Here is a 19,649-nt window from a genome sequence, read left to right on the forward strand (position 1 = left end):
GGCCTGCGCGCAAGGACTTTGCCAGCAAGATAACACGTTATTTATCAGGTTTTCCTTATTTTAATAAGAAAAGGCATATTTATGTCAACCATAACAAATAAATTATAGCAATAATATTAATCACAGCACCTTAAATGACGAAATTAATTTATTTAGCGAATATATTTAGCAAAACAAAAAGCATTAATTAGATATTATTTATAGTCATAACTTTCACATATGGTCAAAATGTAATTGGGTATCGTCTGACGTTACCCTATCATATTTAATACTGCAATTAGAAAGTCATAATTAATATATTTATTACTCAAAGCCTATTTATCGTGCGCTGAGTAATATCTACGTATCGAGTCGACCATGAAAGGACATTTTTAATGAAAGGAAAATTTGCCGCTGCCGTATTATTCACCGCAATGGGGCTTGCTTCGACTGCAATGGCTCAGGATGGCCAGGTTAATTTTACCGGCAAAATCATCGAAGCAGGTTGCAAAATTAACGGCAGTGTTACCAGCTCTCAGGATGTCAAGCTGGGCGAGGTCTCTAAAACAGCGTTTACCGCCGCTGGCTCAACGGCAGCAACCACCAAGTTTTCATTGGTATTAACCGCCTGCCCTGCAGATCTGCTGGGGAAACCGGTTTCCGTAAAATATGACGGTATGCCGGACACCCTGAATAACGACTATCTGCAAATTACCGGTTACGGTACTACCGGCGTCGCTAAAGGTGTCGCTATCCAGTTGTTGAATAGCGATACCAGCGAACTGCCGCTGGGTACTGAGTCTAAATCCGTTACCATTGCCTCCGATGCGGCAGAAGAAACGAACCTCGACTTTTTCGCCCGTTATATCGCGACAGAAGATAGCGTATCAGGCGGCGATGCCAACGGCGTCGTTAACTTTACCCTGACCTACAACTAATCGCGCGGAATTTATTCTCTCGTTTCAGTAAACCAATAAAGCCGGATGGACCCGGCTTTGCTTTGGAGATACTCCATGAATAAATATAATTTACTCACTGCCGCCACGCTTATATTCACTACGGCAACCGTACAGGCCGGTGTTATTATCGGCGGAACCCGTATTATTTATAACGGCGATAAAAAAGAAACGTCGATTAGCGTTAAAAATCCGGACCAATCTTCTTATCTCATTCAGTCATGGAGTGACGCCGGGGAAAAAAGCAGCGATAAATCGCCGTTTATGGTCACGCCGCCGCTTTTTCGTTTAGGCGCAGGGCAGGAAAATAATCTGCGAATTCTCCGTACTGGCGGCAATCTGCCGGAAGATCGTGAATCCCTCTACTGGATGAATATTAAGTCGATCCCATCGACGACGGAAAAGCAGGATAACGTTAACACTCTGCAAATTGCGGTGAAAACCCGCATTAAATTAATTTACCGTCCGCAGGCGTTGACGGAGCAACCGGAAAACGTCACCGCGAAGCTGACCTGGCAGCACAGCGGTAACCGTCTTACCGTGACCAATCCCACAGCCTACTACATGAACTTCAGCACGGTGAAGATAGGAACCAGCACCGTGAAAGACGCTACCTATGTCGCGCCGATGAGTTCCGCCAGCTTTACCGCGCCCGCCGAAGCCAGCGGCGACGTAACCTGGACACTTATTAACGATTTCGGCTCTATCGGGTCTGAACACCACACACGCCTGTAAGACCACACCGAAAGGATATCGGGATGAATGCAGACGCATACAAAAAAATAATGACGCTCAGTCGAATCGCCTGCTTTATCGCCCTGCAGTGCGCACTGCCAGCCGGTAACACTGCGTTTGCCCGCGAATATTTTAACCCAGCGCTGCTGGGGATCGACGGGCCGGGAAAAGAGCTTACCGATCTTTCCGCTTTTGAAGAAGGCATCGGCCAAATGCCTGGCACCTATCGCGTTGACGTCATTGTGAATAAATCGTCCGCTGGCGTGCATGACGTTAATTTTGTTATGCAAAAAGATACGGCAGGCAACACCACTCTGCAGCCCTGCTTCAGCGTTGACTCGCTGCGCGAGTTCGGTATTCGTACCGACGCGTTTCCAAATCTTGCTGGTCACGGCGACTGCGCTAACCTGGCGGCGATCCCGCAGGCCAGCGCCGAGTTCGCCTTTGAACGCCAGCAGCTACGGCTGTCTATTCCGCAGGCCGCCGTAGACAGCCATGCCCGCGGCTACGTCGCCCCGGAACGGCTCGATGAGGGCATTAACGCCCTGCTGCTCAACTATAGCTTTTCCGGCGCCAACACCGAAGCGCGCCGCGGCGATATGACCGACTCCGACAGCTATTATCTGAGCCTGCGTCCGGGCCTGAATATTGGCCCCTGGCGCATTCGCAACTACAGCACCTGGAATCGCAACGTCAACGGCGATAGCGCCAATGAAAGCTGGGATTCGCTCTACACCTACGCCCAACGCAATATTATCGCGCTGAAAAGTCAGCTAACATTCGGCGACAGCACCGCGCCCTCCGAGCTGTTTGATAGTGTGCCGTTCCGCGGCGCACAGCTGGCCTCCGACGATGATATGTTGCCCGATAGCCTGCGTGGCTACGCGCCGGTGGTGCGCGGCATAGCCCGTACTAACGCGCAGGTAATTATCAAACAGAATGGTTACACCATTTATCAAAGCTATGTTTCGCCGGGCGCATTTGAGATTACCGATATGTACCCAACCGGCAGCAGCGGCGATCTTGACGTCACAATTAAAGAGGCCGACGGTAGCGAACAGCATCAGACGGTGGCCTTCGCCTCTCTGCCTATTCTGCAGCGCGAAGGGCGGCTGAAGTACAGCGTGACCAGCGGCCAGTATCGCCCCTATGAGAGCGATATTGACAAAAAAATGTTTACCCAGGCCACCCTGATTTATGGCCTGCCAGCCGGGTTTACGGTATATGGCGGGGGCCAGTTCTCACAGCACTACAAGTCCCTGCTCACCGGGCTTGGAAAAAACCTCGGCGAGTTGGGTGCCGTCTCGGTGGATGGCACTCAGGCATGGTCAACGCAAAAAGATCAGGATAAAGAGAGCGGCCAGTCCTGGCGCATCCGTTACAGTAAAAATATTCTCGAAACCGGCACCAATATATCCATTTCCGGTTATAGGTATTCAACATCAGGTTATTACACTCTCCCGGAAGTACTGGATACCTGGCGTGACGACGAGTCGCAAAATAATAACGACCGCCGCCGCAACCGTGCTGAACTTCAGCTTAACCAGAGTATCGGGGCGAGTCTGGGGTCACTGTCGCTCAATGCTATTAGCGAAGATTACTGGAACAGTGACCGGAAGATGCGCTCTCTCGGTGTGGGTTACAGTAATAGCTGGGGCGGCGTGACGTACAACATCAATTACAGCTATAACCGCAATACCACCGACAGTGACGATAGCGACAAAATCTACGATGAAGATCAGGTCTTCTCACTGAGCATAAACATCCCGCTCGACCGCTGGTTAAGTCACAGTTACGCCACTTACAACCTGAATACCAGCAAACGGGGCAATACCAACCATACCGTCGGGCTAAACGGGTCAGCATTAGAAGACAATAACCTGAACTGGAGTCTCCAGCAGAGCGAAACGAATCACGGCGAAGGGAATGGCGGTTACGCCAGCCTCGATTATCAGGGGACCTACGCACGAATGAATGGTGCCTACAGCTATGACAACGACCAGAAACGCGTTAACTACGGCATGGAAGGCGGCATTGTCGCCCACGCGCATGGTGTCACGCTCAGCCAGTCGTTGGGCGAAACCTCAGCACTGGTAGAAGCCCCCGGGGCGAATGGCGTTACGATAAGCAACCAGACGGGTGTAAAAACCGACTTCCGCGGTTACACCGTGGTGCCTTACGTGACGCCGTACCGTGAAACCGCCGTCTCACTGGATACCGAAACGCTGCCTGATGGTGCTGACGTCGACCTGACCAGCCAGATGATTACCCCCACGCGCGGCGCAATTGTACGCGCACATTTTGATACCCGTATCGGTAAAAGGGTACTCATGAATTTGTCACGTACCCCTACGGAGATAGTGCCATTTGGAGCGCTGGCAACGATAGAGGGTCAACCTGCGGATAAGAGCTTCATCGTGGGTGACCACGGGCAAGTCTATCTTACCGGTGCGCCCGAACGCGGAACCTTAAAGGTAACGTGGGGCCGTACAGCGAATGACACCTGTCACGTAACATTCAATTTAACAGAATTGAATGCGACTGATGGTGTGATGGAAACGCAAGAATCTTGTCGTTAATAACGATGACCATAATCGTCATAAGGAAAACGTATTCGTGAAAAAAACAGTCGGCCTTGCGTTGTTAATATCTGTGTGCCCGTTGATAACGTCCGTTGATGCTCTTGCAGGTATCATAAATACAAGCAGTGCGAATACATCAACTTTACCTTATAAATTCAGCTCCTTTACTATGCCGAGTTCGGCCGGGGGGACAACCTGGTTTGACGACTGGGGGGAACACTGGAAATTGCCAATAATAGCTAGCAGCCAAAAAGGTTATATTGATTTTACTGTGAATGGCGAACCGACAGGGGGAACGACTACTAATGACGCAACGGTGTATAAAACCAATAACCCGGGTGTAGGCATTGCCTATCAAATGACTTACACCCCAGCGGGCGTAGTAACCCCGGATAAAGATTATACGGCTCCATTTCGTTTAGACGTCGATAGTAATGTCAACGCATCCGGCGACCTAATTATTCGCTACATGCTGGTGCGTTTAACGGATGAACTACCGGCGGGCCCCATTACTGAGGTGCCAAGCGTTACTGTTTCTTATCATAACCCAGCGGATAGCGGATATGGAGATGTGACTTTCGTGGCCCGTTCTGGTGTGGCTAGTCAGCCAAAGTATACGGCTTGTGGAATTAACGCACCAACAGAAATTAAACTCAACCCACTTTATGGGAATAGCCTAAAAACGGGCGCACAAAATAGTATTCAGGCGCCGACGATAACGCTCACAAACTGCCCGGGGGCCATCAATGGTATCTCTTATAATTTTTCCGCAGTCTATGGAGCCCACGACGAAGCCAATGGGGTTCTTAATACTGTGACGGGTGATACCTACGCGAAAAATGTTTATGTGCAGATACAGAATACCGATGGTACGCCTCATACAATTAATTCAGCGATCGCGCTCCAGAATTATAACGGCTCCGGGGATTATGTGTTGCCTGACTTTAAAGTGTCTTATTTTATAGATGATGCTGAAAGCGTAACTGCGGGTAATGTCAAAACAGCCATTGAGCTTAAAGTTACTTACAACTAATAGGGATTATATATGATTGTTACAAACAGGAAAAAGACAGTGGCATTCATCATTGCGCTTGGTTGGTTATTTTCCTCATCCAGTCAGGCTGTCAATATTGATATCAGCGGTACCGTTATCGCCTCACCTTGTGTGGTTAACGGCGGCGATGAGTCTCTCGCTATTAATCTGGGGACCGGGATTCAGGCCAATACTCTAGAAACAAGTGGCAGCACTACCCCATGGGTTGAAAAGACATTGACGCTCACCGATTGCCCAGCCTCCACCACCTCATTTAGCGTAGCCTTTGCTGGCACCGCCGACACGGATACAGACTTCTACAAAAATACCGGCACTGCCACCAACCTGAAGCTTGAGTTAACGGATGACAAAAGCGAGCACGCCTATAAAAATGGCGCTGCTCTGAAGGACATCGCAATCCCATCCGACACGCATGCCTATGACCTGAAACTGCGCTCCCGTGCAGTGGCAACAGGCCTCGTGATGCCAGGCACCATCGAGGGCCAAGTACAGGCAACCTTCACCTACCAGTAATCCAGGACGGGACAATGGCGCAACAGATAAATAAACTGCTCCCCGCGTTGGCCTGTCTATGGGCGGTAAGCAGTATTTATTCCGTGCAGGCAACCGATATTAACCTGAGCGGTATAGTAATTGCTTCTGCCTGCATCGTGGATACGGGCACAAAGGAACAGACGGTCACGTTCCAGCAGGCACGCGCCGTTGATTACCTTAAGGTGGGCGATACCAGTGAGTGGCAGGATTTTGAACTGACCCTCTCCTCCTGCCCGCCATCAACTACTCAGGTGACTGCCCTGTTCAGCGGTGATGCCGACACTGACGATGCCACCAAATTCGCTAACAGCCAGGGCAGCGCTACCGGTATGGCACTGGAAATTATGACCCGCGATCATCAGACGGAAATCTCACCGGCGGATACGCTGGCCGTGAAAGTGAACGGCAATGACCACCGGGCCGTTTTCCCGCTCTCTGCGCGCATGTACACACCGACGGGTCGCGTAACGCCAGGGGAATTCAAGACTGTCGTTCAACTGAACTTTACGTACCAGTAGCCTTCAGATCAAGAATACATAAAAAAGCGGAGCGCCAGGCGCTCCGCTTTTTTATTCATAACAGTACTGACTAGATACGTTTGAAAATCAACGAACCGTTAGTACCGCCAAAGCCAAAGGAGTTACACAGAGCGTACTCCAGATCGCTGACCTGGCGCGCTTCATGCGGCACGAAGTCCAGATCGCAACCTTCATCCGGGTTATCCAGATTAATGGTTGGCGGAATGGCCTGATCGCGCAGCGCCAGAATAGAGAAAATAGACTCTACTGCGCCTGCGGCGCCCAACAGATGGCCGGTCATCGATTTGGTCGAGCTCACCATCACTCGGCTTGCGGCATCGCCAAAGACTGACTTAACCGCCTGCGTCTCAGCTTTGTCGCCGGCAGGCGTCGACGTGCCGTGTGCGTTGACGTAGCCAATCTGAGCAGGCTCAATCGCGGCATCACGCAACGCGTTAACCATCGCCAGCGCAGCGCCTGCGCCATTTTCCGGCGGCGACGTCATATGGTAAGCATCGCTGCTCATACCAAAGCCGACGATTTCAGCATAGATTTTCGCACCACGCGCTTTTGCATGTTCGTACTCTTCAAGCACCAACATACCGGCACCGTCGCCCAGTACAAAACCATCGCGTTCTTTATCCCACGGACGGCTCGCCGCCTGTGGGTTATCGTTGCGGGTCGACAGCGCGCGCGCTGCGCCAAAACCACCTACGCCCAGCGGCGTACTGGCTTTTTCTGCGCCACCTGCCACCATCGCGTCCGCATCGCCATAGGCGATGATACGCGCGGCATGGCCGATGTTATGCACGCCTGAAGTACAGGCAGTCGCAATAGAGATGCTTGGCCCACGCAGGCCATACATGATAGTCAGATGGCCTGCTACCATGTTAACAATCGTCGACGGGACAAAGAACGGGCTAATCTTACGCGGTCCGCCTTTTACCAGCGAACTGTGGTTTTCTTCGATCAGACCGAGACCACCGATACCGGAGCCGATAGCGGCGCCAATACGGCTTGCGTTCTCTTCCGTCACTTCAAGGCCAGAATCCTGCATGGCCTGTACGCCAGCGACAATTCCATATTGAATGAAGGCATCCATCTTGCGCTGTTCTTTGCGCGAGATAATGTCATCACAGTTAAAATCCTTTACTAAGCCAGCAAATTTCGTTGCATAGGCGCTAGTATCGAAATGGTCGATCAGGCTGATGCCACTCTGACCGGCAAGGAGAGCTTTCCAGGTAGACTCTACGGTATTGCCGACAGGAGACAACATGCCCAGTCCGGTCACAACTACACGACGCTTAGACACGGTTGTCCTCCAGGGAGGGAAAATGATTCTAGTGGGACAAAAAGATAAAACTCAGGCGGTCGAATGACCGCCTGGAGATGTTCACTTACGCCTGGTGGCCGTTGATGTAATCAATGGCAGCCTGAACGGTGGTGATTTTCTCAGCTTCTTCGTCCGGAATCTCAGTATCAAACTCTTCTTCCAGAGCCATTACCAGCTCAACGGTGTCAAGAGAATCTGCGCCCAGGTCTTCAACGAAAGAAGCATTGTTGGTTACTTCTTCCTGCTTAACGCCCAGCTGTTCGCCGATAATTTTCTTAACGCGTTCTTCGATAGTGCTCATACTCTTAAATTTCCTATCAAAACTCGCTTTCGCGATGGTTTTCGTAGTGTATAAAATGTTGAAAAATTTGCAACTAAATCCCGGCAGGTCTTACCACGATTTTACGTTATTTTGCGGCCTTTCGCCCTAATAACGCAAATATTTTTCAATCGTGATTAAACCATGTACATTCCGCCGTTGACGTGCAGAGTCTCACCAGTGATGTAACTCGCTTCGTCAGAGGCTAAAAATGCAACCGCACTGGCGATTTCCTGAGCGCCGCCGAGGCGACCCGCAGGCACCTGCGCCAGGATACCCGCACGCTGATCGTCAGACAGCGCACGCGTCATGTCCGTTTCAATAAAACCCGGAGCCACAACATTGACAGTAATACCACGGGACGCAACTTCACGCGCCAGTGATTTACTGAAACCGATCAGGCCCGCTTTCGCCGCAGCGTAGTTTGCCTGACCTGCATTTCCCATGGTACCAACCACAGAACCAATAGTGATAATGCGACCACAACGCTTTTTCATCATAGCGCGCATTACCGCTTTTGACAGGCGGAAAACGGATGATAAATTGGTTTCGATAATATCGTTCCACTCATCATCTTTCATTCGCATCAACAGATTATCACGAGTGATACCGGCATTATTAACCAGGATATCCACTTCACCAAATTCTGCGCGAATATTTTCCAGAACAGATTCAATAGATGCAGGATCGGTCACATTCAACATCAAACCTTTCCCGTTAGCACCTAAATAGTCGCTAATGTTCTTCGCACCATTTTCACTGGTCGCAGTCCCGATAACTTTCGCGCCGCGGGCAACGAGAGTCTCTGCAATTGCGCGGCCTATGCCACGGCTTGCACCAGTCACCAGCGCAATCTTTCCTTCAAAGCTCATGGTTTTCCTCTTTTATTGCGTAAGTGCCGCAGACAGCGCCGCCGGCTCGTTCAGCGCCGACGCTGTCAGGGTGTCGACAATACGTTTCGTCAGACCAGTGAGGACTTTACCTGGACCCACTTCATAAAGATGTTCAACGCCCTGCGCCGCGATAAATTCCACGCTCTTCGTCCACTGTACCGGATTGTACAACTGGCGAACCAGCGCATCGCGGATAGCGGCGGCATCGGTTTCACATTTCACGTCAACGTTGTTTACTACCGGCACCGTTGGCGCGCTAAAGGTAATTTTGGCTAATTCAACCGCCAGCTTATCTGCCGCTGGTTTCATCAGCGCGCAGTGCGACGGTACGCTCACCGGCAGCGGCAGCGCGCGTTTCGCGCCAGCGGCTTTACAGGCTGCGCCCGCGCGTTCTACTGCCTCTTTATGCCCGGCGATAACCACCTGTCCCGGCGAGTTAAAGTTAACCGGCGAAACAACCTGCCCTTCGGCAGATTCTTCACAGGCTTTAGCAATAGAGGCATCATCCAGACCGATGATCGCAGACATGCCGCCAGTACCTTCCGGAACCGCTTCCTGCATGAATTTACCGCGCATTTCCACCAGACGAACGGCATCAGCAAAGTTGATGACGCCAGCGCAAACCAGCGCGGAATATTCGCCCAGGCTGTGACCTGCCATTAACGCAGGCATTTTACCGCCCTGCTGCTGCCAAACGCGCCAAAGCGCGACGGAAGCGGTTAATAACGCCGGCTGCGTCTGCCAGGTTTTATTCAGTTCTTCCGCTGGACCTTGCTGGGTGAGCGCCCACAGATCATATCCCAGAGCCGCAGAAGCTTCAGCAAACGTTTCTTCTACGATAGGGTAATTTGCCGCCATCTCGGCCAACATCCCAACGCTCTGAGAACCCTGACCGGGGAACACAAATGCAAATTGCGTCATGTTTAAATCCTTATACTAGAAACGAATCAGCGCGGAGCCCCAGGTGAATCCACCCCCGAAGGCTTCAAGCAATACCAGCTGACCGGCTTTAATTCGCCCGTCACGCACGGCTTCATCCAGCGCGCACGGCACAGAAGCCGCGGAGGTATTGCCGTGCCTGTCCAGCGTGACGACGACATTGTCCATCGACATGCCGAGTTTTTTCGCTGTCGCGCTAATGATACGCAGGTTAGCCTGATGCGGCACCAGCCAATCGAGTTCTGAGCGATCCAGGTTATTAGCCGCCAGCGTCTCATCGACAATATGCGCCAGTTCAGTGACCGCCACTTTAAAGACTTCATTGCCCGCCATCGTCAGGTAAATCGGGTTATCCGGATTTACGCGATCGGCATTCGGCAGGGTCAGTAATTCACCGTAACGGCCATCGGCATGAAGATGAGTGGAGATAATACCCGGTTCTTCAGAAGCGCTCAGTACGGCCGCGCCTGCGCCATCGCCGAAAATAATGATCGTACCGCGATCGCCAGGATCGCAAGTGCGGGCTAATACATCGGAACCGACCACCAGCGCGTGTTTAACCGCGCCGGATTTAACGTACTGGTCGGCGATGCTTAACGCGTAGGTGAAACCTGCGCACGCTGCCGCGACATCAAACGCCGGGCAACCTTTAATACCGAGCATACTTTGAATCTGACATGCCGCGCTTGGAAATGCATGCGTTGCTGATGTGGTAGCCACCACAATCAAGCCAATTTGGTCTTTATCGATCCCCGCCATCTCAATCGCGCGATTCGCAGCGGTAAAGCCCATCGTCGCGACAGTTTCATTCGGCGCGGCGATATGGCGTTCACGAATACCTGTACGAGTGACAATCCACTCGTCAGAGGTCTCAACCATTTTTTCCAGATCGGCGTTAGTCCGCACTTGTTCGGGCAGATAGCTGCCAGTACCAATAATCTTCGTATACATGTACGCTCAGTCACTTTTCGGTTATATACCGTTACCTGTAAACGTCTGGCACGCTGGCGGCACCGGGGAGACAGCGATATTATCTGTGCGCCCGCAGGTTTACGCCTTTGCCATCGTCCAGCGGTTCAAATCCGGCTGGGTATACAGATTCCAGGCGAGCGGCAATTCGCTGAGGAACTTGTCGCTGCACCGCCTGCACTGCCTGTTCAATCGCGACTGCAAATGCTCGCTGATTGGCCGCACCATGACTTTTTATCACCGTGCCGCGCAATCCTAACAGACAGGCGCCATTATACTGGTCGGGGTTGAGGTGACTGAATCGCCTCGTCAGGCTTTTTTGTAACCAACGTTTTAATAACAGCAGCCACCACGACCGTTTTTTCCCTTCGCCCTGTGATTTCAGCAGTGAAAGGAACATTCTGACAACCCCCTCCATCGTTTTAAGTGTGACATTGCCTGTAAAGCCGTCACACACCAGTACATCGGTTTTTCCCGTCAGTAACTCATTCGCCTCAAGGTAGCCGATGTAATTGATGGTTGGAACTGTTTTTAACATTAAAGAGGCTTCACGAATACTGTCGAGGCCTTTGGTTTCTTCTTCCCCGATATTGAGTAGCGCCACGCGGGGATTTTTGATCCCGACGACCTCTTCCGCCAAAACGGCGCCCATCACGGCAAACTGCACCAGCATGGTACTGTCGCAGTCGACGTTGGCCCCCAAATCAAGCACTACCGTTTTGCCCTTTTGCTGGTGCGGTAATACCGTCACCAACGCCGGACGCTCAATCCCCTCAAGAGGCTTGAGCAATAATTTCGCCAGCCCCATCAGCGCCCCGGTATTACCAGCGCTAACGCAAGCTTCGGCTCGGCCTTCTTTCACAAGCTCCAGGGCCACACGCATGGATGTCCCGCGACTGGCGCGGATCGCCTGCGAAGGCCGGGCATCACTGGCAATAACTGACTGTGCAGGGATAATCTGCAGACGCGAACGTTGTTCAAAGTCAGCTTTGGCAAGTAATGGCGTGATAATATCGGGATTCCCGACTAAAAGAAGAGTGAGCTGCGAATTAGCGTTCAGTGCCTGCAATGCTGCAGGCACCGTCACGGAAGGACCAAAATCGCCCCCCATGACATCTAACGCCAGGGTTAGACGTGTCAAGGTATCGTCGCTGCCTGGTTCGGTGTTCTCCGCTTACGCGGAGAAATCCTCACTAAGCTTTATCACGCTTGTACTCTTCGGCTTTTACACCACAGGCACGCCTGTGATGCAAAAGGCATCGAGTATCGCGCGATTACTTAGCGATGACCTTACGGCCGCGGTAGTAACCGTCGGCAGTGATGTGGTGACGCAGGTGTTTTTCACCAGAAGTTTTGTCTACAGACAGGCTGGTGACTGCGGTCAGAGCGTCATGGGAACGACGCATGCCACGTTTGGAACGGGTTGGTTTATTCTGTTGTACGGCCATGGACCTTACTCCTCAATTACGGTTTATCCCTGCGTCCGCGGGGAAGACCTATTACTTACGCTTTAAGCTGGCTAATACGGCAAATGGGTTTGGCTTTTGCGCTTCATCAGGCAGTTCGCCAAAGACCATGTCCGCCTCGGACACTTCACAGTGTTCAGAATCATGCACCGGAACTACCGGCAAGGCGAGGATGATTTCATCTTCAACCGTCGCCAGCAGATCGATTTCGCCGAATTCGTTTACCTCAATCGGCTCATACGCTTCCGGCAGTGCTTCAGCCTGCTCGTCGGAACGGACAGGGCTAAAACAATACGTTGTGTGAACCTGATGGGTAAACGGTTTCCCGCAACGCTGGCATTCGAGCGACACCGTAACGACCGCATCGCCGGTTAAAACGGCGAGACGCTGGTTATCGATAGCGAACGACATGGAGCATTCCACATCACTGTCCACACTGACTACAGACTCGGCAACGCGCTCAACCTGATCGGGGGTATAGATACCCTGGTAATCAAGGCGTTTTTGAGCGGTACGAACCGGATCAAGAGTCAGGGGTAATTTTACCTTTTGCATAGGGCGCGCATATTAACTTCGTAACGTCATATAGTCAAAGAAAAAGGCAGCCTGCGGTTGCCTTTTGCCAATAATTCGCACACATTGCGGGTTACAGACTTATTTTCGCTCAAGACGAGTCAGTATGACAGGCTTGAAGACCGAAGAGCATAGTTTAAGATGGCTCTCATCATTACGCTATATCTGAGGGAAAAAATATGCCCCGTCTCATCCTTGCGTCTACCTCTCCCTGGCGTCGCGCGCTGCTGGAAAAGCTGACGATTCCTTTCGAATGCGCCGCGCCGGATGTTGATGAAACCCCCATGCCGGGCGAAGCGCCGCGCCAATTGGTGTTGCGGCTGGCGCAGGCGAAGGCGCAATCGCTCGCCGCGCGTTTCCCGAATCATTTGATTATTGGCTCCGACCAAATTGGTGTTCTGGACGGCGAAATCACCGGCAAACCGCTGACGGAAGAAAAAGCGCGTCAGCAATTAGCCAAAGCCAGCGGAAATATTGTGACGTTTTATACCGGACTGGCGCTGTATAACTCCGCCTCCGGGCACTTACAAACCGAAGTGGAGCCTTTTGACGTTCATTTTCGCCATTTAAGCGAAGCGGAAATAGACGACTATGTCCGTAAAGAGCATCCGCTGCATTGCGCGGGAAGTTTTAAAAGCGAAGGTTTAGGCATTGCATTATTTGAACGCCTGGAAGGTCGTGACCCAAATACCTTGATCGGTTTGCCGCTGATCGCGTTGTGTCAAATGCTGCGGCGGGAAGAGATGAACCCGCTGAATGCCTGATTAATCTGCCTGATGGCGACGCGATGCGTCTTATCAGGCCTACGGTGCATCACACGATTGTAGGCCTGATAAGCAACGCGCATCAGGCTTTACTACGTAATACCTCAAGGCAGCGCTTCAATTGCTTATCCATCGGCGCTTCAATACGCATCACTTCACCCGTTCCCGGATGGGTAAATTTCAACGCTGCTGCGTGCAGGAAAAGTCGGTTCAACCCCGTATCCGCCAGTTGCTTATCAAACTCACGGTCGCCGTAGCGATCGTCGAACGCAATAGGGTGACCGGCATATTGGGTATGTACGCGAATCTGATGCGTACGGCCCGTGACCGGGCTACAGCGCACCAGCGTGGCGAAGGCATAGCGCTCTTCCACCTTGAAGCGCGTTTCTGACGGTTTGCCTTCCTGGCTCACGCGAACAATGCGTTCGCCGCTTTGCAGAATGTTCTTTAATAATGGCGCCTGTACGGTTTTAACGTGCGATTGCCACTGGCCGCGCACCAGCGCCAGATAATCTTTCTGCATTCCCTTTTCGCGCAGTTGCTCATGCAGCGAACGCAGCGCGGAGCGTTTTTTCGCCACCAATAGCACGCCGGAGGTATCGCGGTCAAGACGATGCACCAGTTCCAGGAATCGCGCTTCCGGACGCAACGCCCGCAGCCCTTCGATGACGCCAAAACTTAACCCGCTCCCGCCGTGTACGGCGGTGCCGGAAGGCTTATTCAGCACCAGAATATGGTCGTCTTCATACAAAATGACGTCCGCCAAGGCCGCCACTTTTTGCAAATGCGGCGACACGGCCTCTTCTTCGCGTTCAGCAACGCGAACCGGCGGAATGCGGACTTCATCGCCCGCTTCCAGTTTGTATTCCGGTTTAATGCGTTTTTTGTTCACCCGCACCTCGCCTTTACGCAAGATGCGATAAATCATACTTTTTGGTACCCCTTTCAGTTGGGTGCGCAAAAAGTTATCAATGCGTTGCCCCGCTTCGTCAGCGGCGATGGCAACAATTTTTACGGATGGCGTTTCTGTTTTCATGGGGGGCGATTCTAAATAGCCTGTGAGATTCGCGCCACACATTTTTCTATGCTTATAGAGACGCCTACGCCAGTGGATGAACATTTTTCACTGCGGTTTTGCTGGTTATTAAAGCAATTGGCTCACGTTGGTGAAAAAACTGTGAGTAAGCGGGTGATAAATGGTAAAAGTCATCTTGCTATAACAAGGTTAGCAGTGGAATAATGATGCGGTTTCCGCACCGAAACTTGTTAAAACAAAAAGTTTAGCGGAATAACCCATTTTGTCTGACCGATCATCAACGCAGCAATGGCGTAAGACGTATTGATTTTTCAGACAGTTAGCGGGCTGCGGGTTGCAGTCCTTACCGGTAGATAGGATCTTCTCTGGAGAGTAATGCCCAGGCTGCTTCCCTGATAATTGCGCTGTGTTTCCGTATGAAATACAGGCAACCGACACTCTGCGCCTCTTTGAGCTGACGATAACCGTGAGGTTGGCGACGCGAAATAGTCACGAGGCCATCGGTTCATGCCCGGTAAGGCGTCACCATGCCCGCAGCTTAGTCGTCAACGTAAGAATAATGAGTAAGTTACGATGAAAAGAATGTTAATCAACGCGACTCAGCAGGAAGAGTTGCGCGTCGCCCTTGTAGATGGGCAGCGTCTGTACGATCTGGATATAGAAAGCCCCGGACACGAGCAGAAAAAAGCGAACATCTATAAAGGCAAAATTACCCGTATTGAACCGAGCCTGGAAGCGGCTTTTGTTGATTACGGCGCAGAACGCCACGGTTTCCTCCCGTTAAAAGAAATTGCCCGCGAATATTTCCCCGCTAACTACAGCGCTCATGGTCGCCCGAACATTAAAGACGTGTTACGCGAAGGCCAGGAAGTCATTGTTCAAATCGATAAAGAAGAGCGCGGCAACAAAGGCGCGGCGTTAACCACCTTTATCAGTCTGGCGGGCAGCTACCTGGTGCTGATGCCGAATAACCCGCGCGCGGGTGGTATTTCCCGTCGCATTGAAGGCGACGATCGTACCGAGTTAAAAGAAGCGTTGGCCAGCCTGGAACTTCCTGAAGGGATGGGGCTTATCGTGCGTACCGCGGGCGTGGGTAAATCCGCCGAAGCGTTGCAGTGGGATTTAAGCTTCCGCCTGAAACACTGGGAAGCCATTCAGAAAGCCGCTGAAAGCCGTCCCGCGCCGTTCCTGATCCATCAGGAAAGCAACGTCATCGTACGCGCGTTTCGCGACTATCTGCGTCAGGATATCGGTGAAATCCTGATCGACAATCCAAAAGTGATGGAAATGGCGCGTCAGCATATCGCCGCGTTGGGCCGCCCGGATTTTAGCAGCAAAATTAAGCTGTACACCGGTGAAATCCCGTTGTTCAGCCATTACCAGATCGAATCGCAGATCGAGTCAGCGTTCCAGCGTGAAGTGCGCCTGCCCTCCGGCGGCTCCATTGTCATTGACAGTACCGAAGCGTTAACCGCCATCGATATCAACTCCGCCCGCGCGACTCGCGGCGGCGATATCGAAGAAACCGCGTTCAACACTAATCTCGAAGCGGCCGACGAGATTGCCCGCCAGCTGCGTCTGCGCGACCTGGGCGGCCTGATCGTTATCGACTTTATCGATATGACGCCGGTACGTCACCAGCGCGCGGTAGAAAACCGCCTGCGTGAAGCGGTGCGTCAGGACCGGGCGCGTATTCAGATTAGCCATATTTCCCGCTTCGGCCTGCTCGAAATGTCGCGTCAGCGCCTGAGCCCGTCGCTGGGCGAATCCAGTCATCACGTGTGTCCGCGCTGTAGCGGTACCGGCACCGTGCGCGATAACGAATCTCTGTCGCTGTCCATTCTGCGCCTGATTGAAGAAGAAGCGCTGAAAGAGAATACGCAGGAAGTCCATGCCATTGTTCCGGTGCCGATCGCCTCTTATCTGCTTAACGAAAAACGGACGGCAGTTAACGCTATTGAGACGCGTCAGGATGGCGTCCGCTGTGTCATCGTCCCGAACGATCAGATGGAAACGCCGCACTATTCCGTGCTGCGCGTACGCAAAGGGGAAGAAACGCCGACCCTGAGCTACATGCTGCCGAAGCTGCACGAAGAAGCGATGGCGCTGCCTTCTGAAGAAGAGTACGCCGAGCGTAAACGCCCGGAACAGCCTGCGCTGGCGACATTCGCTATGCCAGATGTGCCTCCGGCGCCGACGCCTGTCGAACCGGCGGTTAGCGTCGCCACGGCGAAAAAGGATAATGTTGCCGCCGCGCAGCCTGCCCAGCCAGGTCTGTTTAGCCGCTTCCTTAACGCGCTGAAACAACTGTTCAGCGGTGAAGAAACGAAAACCGTCGAAACAGCCGCGCCGAAAGCGGAAGAAAAAGCGGAGCGTCAGCAGGATCGTCGCAAGCCACGGCAGAACAACCGTCGCGATCGTAACGAACGCCGCGACACCCGTGATAACCGTGCCGGACGTGACGGCGGCGAGAGCCGCGACGATAATCGTCGTAACCGTCGCCAGGCGCAGCAGCAAAATGCGGAAACGCGCGATACCCGCCAGCAGGAAACGGCGGAAAAAGTGAAAACCAGCGATGAGCAGCAACAGACGCCGCGTCGCGAACGCAGCCGCCGTCGCAATGATGACAAACGCCAGGCGCAGCAGGAAGTAAAAGCGCTTAACCGCGAAGAACAGCCTGTCCAGGAGACCGAGCAGGAAGAACGCGTTCAGCAGGTTCAGCCGCGCCGCAAGCAGCGTCAGCTTAATCAGAAAGTCCGCTTTACCAACAGCGCAGTGGTTGAAACGGTTGATACGCCAGTCGTCGTCGACGAACCACGCCCGGTTGAAAACGTTGAACAGCCCGTTCCAGCGCCGCGTACCGAATTGGCGAAAGTTGATTTACCTGTCGTTGCCGATATCGCGCCGGAGCAGGATGATAGCGTAGAACCTCGCGATAATACTGGTATGCCGCGTCGCTCCCGCCGTTCTCCGCGCCACCTGCGCGTTAGCGGTCAGCGTCGTCGTCGCTATCGTGACGAGCGCTACCCGACACAATCGCCGATGCCGTTAACCGTCGCCTGCGCGTCGCCGGAAATGGCGTCCGGTAAAGTCTGGATCCGCTACCCGATTGTCCGTCCTCAGGAAACGCAGGTTGTTGAAGAGCAGCGTGAAGCAGATCTGGCGCTGCCACAACCGGTTGTCGCTGAACCGCAGGTTATCGCTGCGACCGTAGCGTTAGAACCACAAGCGTCGGTACAGGCGGTAGAAAACGTTGCCGTTGAGCCGCAGACTGTCGCCGAACCACAGGTGCCGGAAGTCGTCGAGGTCGAGACAACGCATCCGGAAGTGATTGCCGCGCCGGTTGATGAACAGCCGCAACTGATTGCCGAAAGCGATACGCCGGTGGCGCAAGAGGTTATTGCTGACGCCGAACCGGTAGCAGAAACCGCCGACGCGTCCATTACGGTGGCTGAAAACGTAGCTGATGTTGTCGTTGTCGAGCCAGAAGAAGAGACAAAAGCGGAAGCGGCTGTTGTGGAGCACACGGCAGAAGAAACCGTTATCGCACCGGCCCAGGTGGTGGAAAAGCCGCAGGACGTTGTCTGTGTTGACGATCACAACCACGCCAGCGCGCCGATGACGCGTGCGCCAGCGCCGGAATATGTGCCGGAAACCCCGCACCATAGCGACTGGCAGCGTCCTTCCTTCCACTTTGAAGGTAAAGGCGCAGCAGGCGGACACAGCGCCACACGTGTCGCCAGCGCCCCGGCGACACGCCCACAGCCGGTAGAATGATGTAAATGCTGATACAAAGCCGACCGCCAGGTCGGCTTTTTTATGCCCCTTACAGGGCGATGCTTCACCCCATGGCGTCTTTTAGTCACTCCAGGCGTTTATGAGATCGGGCGGGATAATACGTACGGATGGCGTCGCTACGGGCGCGACAATATGACCACTAACTCAATGACGACTAAAAAAATGCCCGCGCCGGGGTGGATGGCGCGGGCAGACAAAACATATCCAGTTTCGTGATATGTTTCAAAAAGAGGCGTTACCGGTTCAACTGGAAAAGCGACATTCCCTGCATGTCGGTAAACGTTTTATAGGACGCCTGTAATGCCGCCTGTTGCATGACGTAGGAGGAAATGACCGAGTTCCAGTCCACATCTACCAGGTTGCTCATCTGCAGCTTCTGTCCCAGCGCACGGTCGCTTCCCAGTGAATCCAGCGTACTGAGTTCGCTCAGTTGCGTTCCCAGTTCCGCACGAACGGTCAGGACGTTATTGAGCGAATTTTTTAAGCCGCGATTGGTTTTATCAATGGCGGCAGCGGCCTTTTCTTTTTCCACGTCATTGCCTTCCACCGGGGTCTTGAGTGCGGCAATTGCCGTATCGAGCATGACAAACAGATTCTTTTCGGAGTCCGAGCCATCCGGTTCCGGCACCGCATTGCTGGTGATGCTATTAAAAATTTGCGCTCCCGTATGACCAATTACCATCGTGCGTGCGGAATCCACCTGCTGGGTAACACTTTTCTCGCCGCCATGATAACCACCTGTCGCCTGGTCGAATGGCGCCGCTTCCGTTTTATACCCGGCAAAGATATAGCGACCATTGCCGTCAGTGCTGTTTGCCAGGTTCATCAGCTGATCGCGGATCCCCTGTAAATCCGTCGCCAGCGACGCGCGGTCATCGTCGCTTAACGTGCCGTTTCCGGCATAGACGATTTTTTCCTGCGCGGTTTGAATCGCCGTCGTCACCTGACTGAGTACGCTTTCTTCCAGCGACACTTTTTGGGTGGCAAACGTACGCGCCAGGGCGTACTGGCTATTCTGCGCCTGCGCCTGAGAGAGTACTACCGCCTGCGACGCGGCGATCGGATCGTCAGATGGGTTGGTAACGCGCTTACCGGTAGACATCTGCTCGCCCAGCTTCATCCATTCGGCCTGAGAATTAGTGATGCCGCTCATATTTTGTTCGTACATCATCTGGGTACTGATACGCATGTCATCCTTCTC

Annotated in this window: 18 protein-coding genes; 8 read left to right on the plus strand and 10 right to left on the minus strand. The window is 52.9% G+C overall.

Going from position 1 to position 19,649, the window contains the following annotated elements:
- Positions 1 to 374 precede the first annotated feature (374 nt).
- The 6 genes from LCS67_RS13330 to LCS67_RS13355 all read left to right on the plus strand — a co-directional run bounded on the left by LCS67_RS13330 (position 375) and on the right by LCS67_RS13355 (position 6,358).
- The gene (locus tag LCS67_RS13330) at positions 375 to 917 is read left to right on the plus strand and encodes a fimbrial protein (RefSeq protein WP_000676517.1); all 543 of its coding nucleotides are present in this window, start codon (positions 375 to 377) and stop codon (positions 915 to 917) included.
- A 75-nt stretch (positions 918 to 992) separates the two neighbouring features.
- Complete coding sequence (locus LCS67_RS13335; protein ID WP_001046274.1) at positions 993 to 1,670, plus strand: molecular chaperone; 678 nt, start codon at positions 993 to 995, stop codon at positions 1,668 to 1,670.
- Between the two features lie 23 nt (positions 1,671 to 1,693).
- Complete coding sequence (locus LCS67_RS13340; protein ID WP_023220297.1) at positions 1,694 to 4,249, plus strand: fimbria/pilus outer membrane usher protein; 2,556 nt, start codon at positions 1,694 to 1,696, stop codon at positions 4,247 to 4,249.
- 37 nt (positions 4,250 to 4,286) lie between these two features.
- The gene (locus LCS67_RS13345) at positions 4,287 to 5,285 is read left to right on the plus strand and encodes a fimbrial protein (protein ID WP_000754357.1); all 999 of its coding nucleotides are present in this window, start codon (positions 4,287 to 4,289) and stop codon (positions 5,283 to 5,285) included.
- A gap of 12 nt (positions 5,286 to 5,297) precedes the next feature.
- Positions 5,298 to 5,819, plus strand: coding sequence for a fimbrial protein (locus LCS67_RS13350; RefSeq protein WP_012513009.1), 522 nt, complete (start codon positions 5,298 to 5,300; stop codon positions 5,817 to 5,819).
- Between the two features lie 14 nt (positions 5,820 to 5,833).
- A complete protein-coding gene (locus LCS67_RS13355; protein WP_000068580.1) occupies positions 5,834 to 6,358 on the plus strand; it encodes a fimbrial protein in 525 nt (174 codons plus the stop codon).
- Positions 6,359 to 6,428: 70 nt separating this feature from the next.
- Here the strand turns inward: LCS67_RS13355 and fabF are convergent, their stop codons facing one another.
- The 8 genes from fabF to yceD form a co-directional block, all read right to left on the minus strand.
- Complete coding sequence (gene fabF, locus LCS67_RS13360) at positions 6,429 to 7,670, minus strand: beta-ketoacyl-ACP synthase II (protein WP_000044666.1); 1,242 nt, start codon at positions 7,668 to 7,670, stop codon at positions 6,429 to 6,431.
- Between the two features lie 85 nt (positions 7,671 to 7,755).
- Positions 7,756 to 7,992 (minus strand): acyl carrier protein, encoded by a 237-nt coding sequence (acpP, locus tag LCS67_RS13365; protein WP_000103754.1) that lies wholly within the window; start codon positions 7,990 to 7,992, stop codon positions 7,756 to 7,758.
- A gap of 155 nt (positions 7,993 to 8,147) precedes the next feature.
- The gene (fabG, locus tag LCS67_RS13370; protein ID WP_000007236.1) at positions 8,148 to 8,882 is read right to left on the minus strand and encodes a 3-oxoacyl-ACP reductase FabG; all 735 of its coding nucleotides are present in this window, start codon (positions 8,880 to 8,882) and stop codon (positions 8,148 to 8,150) included.
- 12 nt (positions 8,883 to 8,894) lie between these two features.
- A complete protein-coding gene (gene fabD / locus LCS67_RS13375; protein ID WP_000191343.1) occupies positions 8,895 to 9,824 on the minus strand; it encodes an ACP S-malonyltransferase in 930 nt (309 codons plus the stop codon).
- 15 nt (positions 9,825 to 9,839) lie between these two features.
- Complete coding sequence (fabH, locus tag LCS67_RS13380; RefSeq protein WP_000288148.1) at positions 9,840 to 10,793, minus strand: beta-ketoacyl-ACP synthase III; 954 nt, start codon at positions 10,791 to 10,793, stop codon at positions 9,840 to 9,842.
- A 79-nt stretch (positions 10,794 to 10,872) separates the two neighbouring features.
- A complete protein-coding gene (gene plsX / locus LCS67_RS13385) occupies positions 10,873 to 11,952 on the minus strand; it encodes a phosphate acyltransferase PlsX (RefSeq protein WP_001518286.1) in 1,080 nt (359 codons plus the stop codon).
- A 133-nt stretch (positions 11,953 to 12,085) separates the two neighbouring features.
- Positions 12,086 to 12,259, minus strand: coding sequence for a 50S ribosomal protein L32 (rpmF, locus tag LCS67_RS13390; RefSeq protein WP_000290727.1), 174 nt, complete (start codon positions 12,257 to 12,259; stop codon positions 12,086 to 12,088).
- Positions 12,260 to 12,310: 51 nt separating this feature from the next.
- Positions 12,311 to 12,832: a 23S rRNA accumulation protein YceD gene (gene yceD / locus LCS67_RS13395; RefSeq protein WP_001174492.1), complete on the minus strand. Its 522-nt coding sequence runs from the start codon at positions 12,830 to 12,832 to the stop codon at positions 12,311 to 12,313.
- A gap of 197 nt (positions 12,833 to 13,029) precedes the next feature.
- On the opposite strand from yceD, the gene LCS67_RS13400 reads away from it, so the two are divergent.
- Positions 13,030 to 13,614, plus strand: a complete 585-nt coding sequence (locus LCS67_RS13400) for a Maf family protein (RefSeq protein WP_001137609.1) — start codon at positions 13,030 to 13,032, stop codon at positions 13,612 to 13,614.
- 82 nt (positions 13,615 to 13,696) lie between these two features.
- Here the strand turns inward: LCS67_RS13400 and rluC are convergent, their stop codons facing one another.
- Entirely contained in the window at positions 13,697 to 14,650 is a 954-nt protein-coding gene (gene rluC, locus LCS67_RS13405) for a 23S rRNA pseudouridine(955/2504/2580) synthase RluC (protein ID WP_000846310.1), read from the minus strand.
- Between the two features lie 573 nt (positions 14,651 to 15,223).
- On the opposite strand from rluC, the gene rne reads away from it, so the two are divergent.
- Positions 15,224 to 18,427 carry a ribonuclease E gene (gene rne, locus LCS67_RS13410; RefSeq protein ID WP_031565377.1) on the plus strand — a complete coding sequence of 1,068 codons (3,204 nt, stop codon included), beginning with the start codon at positions 15,224 to 15,226 and terminating at the stop codon, positions 18,425 to 18,427.
- A 256-nt stretch (positions 18,428 to 18,683) separates the two neighbouring features.
- Here rne and flgL read toward each other — a convergent pair whose 3' ends face one another.
- Positions 18,684 to 19,637, minus strand: a complete 954-nt coding sequence (gene flgL, locus LCS67_RS13415) for a flagellar hook-associated protein FlgL (RefSeq protein WP_001223032.1) — start codon at positions 19,635 to 19,637, stop codon at positions 18,684 to 18,686.
- Between the last annotated feature and the right edge of the window lie 12 nt (positions 19,638 to 19,649).

The sequence above is a fragment of the Salmonella sp. A7 genome, from assembly GCF_020181675.1.
Taxonomy (GTDB): domain Bacteria; phylum Pseudomonadota; class Gammaproteobacteria; order Enterobacterales; family Enterobacteriaceae; genus Salmonella; species Salmonella enterica.

Coding starts and splice junctions, on each gene's coding strand:
- LCS67_RS13330 (WP_000676517.1), top strand. CDS start 375: ATGAAAGGAAAATTTGCCGCTGCCGTATTATTCACCGCAATGGGGCTT.
- LCS67_RS13335 (WP_001046274.1), top strand. CDS start 993: ATGAATAAATATAATTTACTCACTGCCGCCACGCTTATATTCACTACG.
- LCS67_RS13340 (WP_023220297.1), top strand. CDS start 1,694: ATGAATGCAGACGCATACAAAAAAATAATGACGCTCAGTCGAATCGCC.
- LCS67_RS13350 (WP_012513009.1), top strand. CDS start 5,298: ATGATTGTTACAAACAGGAAAAAGACAGTGGCATTCATCATTGCGCTT.
- LCS67_RS13355 (WP_000068580.1), top strand. CDS start 5,834: ATGGCGCAACAGATAAATAAACTGCTCCCCGCGTTGGCCTGTCTATGG.
- acpP (WP_000103754.1), bottom strand. CDS start 7,992: ATGAGCACTATCGAAGAACGCGTTAAGAAAATTATCGGCGAACAGCTG.
- fabG (WP_000007236.1), bottom strand. CDS start 8,882: ATGAGCTTTGAAGGAAAGATTGCGCTGGTGACTGGTGCAAGCCGTGGC.
- fabD (WP_000191343.1), bottom strand. CDS start 9,824: ATGACGCAATTTGCATTTGTGTTCCCCGGTCAGGGTTCTCAGAGCGTT.
- fabH (WP_000288148.1), bottom strand. CDS start 10,793: ATGTATACGAAGATTATTGGTACTGGCAGCTATCTGCCCGAACAAGTG.
- rpmF (WP_000290727.1), bottom strand. CDS start 12,259: ATGGCCGTACAACAGAATAAACCAACCCGTTCCAAACGTGGCATGCGT.
- yceD (WP_001174492.1), bottom strand. CDS start 12,832: ATGCAAAAGGTAAAATTACCCCTGACTCTTGATCCGGTTCGTACCGCT.
- LCS67_RS13400 (WP_001137609.1), top strand. CDS start 13,030: ATGCCCCGTCTCATCCTTGCGTCTACCTCTCCCTGGCGTCGCGCGCTG.
- rluC (WP_000846310.1), bottom strand. CDS start 14,650: ATGAAAACAGAAACGCCATCCGTAAAAATTGTTGCCATCGCCGCTGAC.
- rne (WP_031565377.1), top strand. CDS start 15,224: ATGAAAAGAATGTTAATCAACGCGACTCAGCAGGAAGAGTTGCGCGTC.
- flgL (WP_001223032.1), bottom strand. CDS start 19,637: ATGCGTATCAGTACCCAGATGATGTACGAACAAAATATGAGCGGCATC.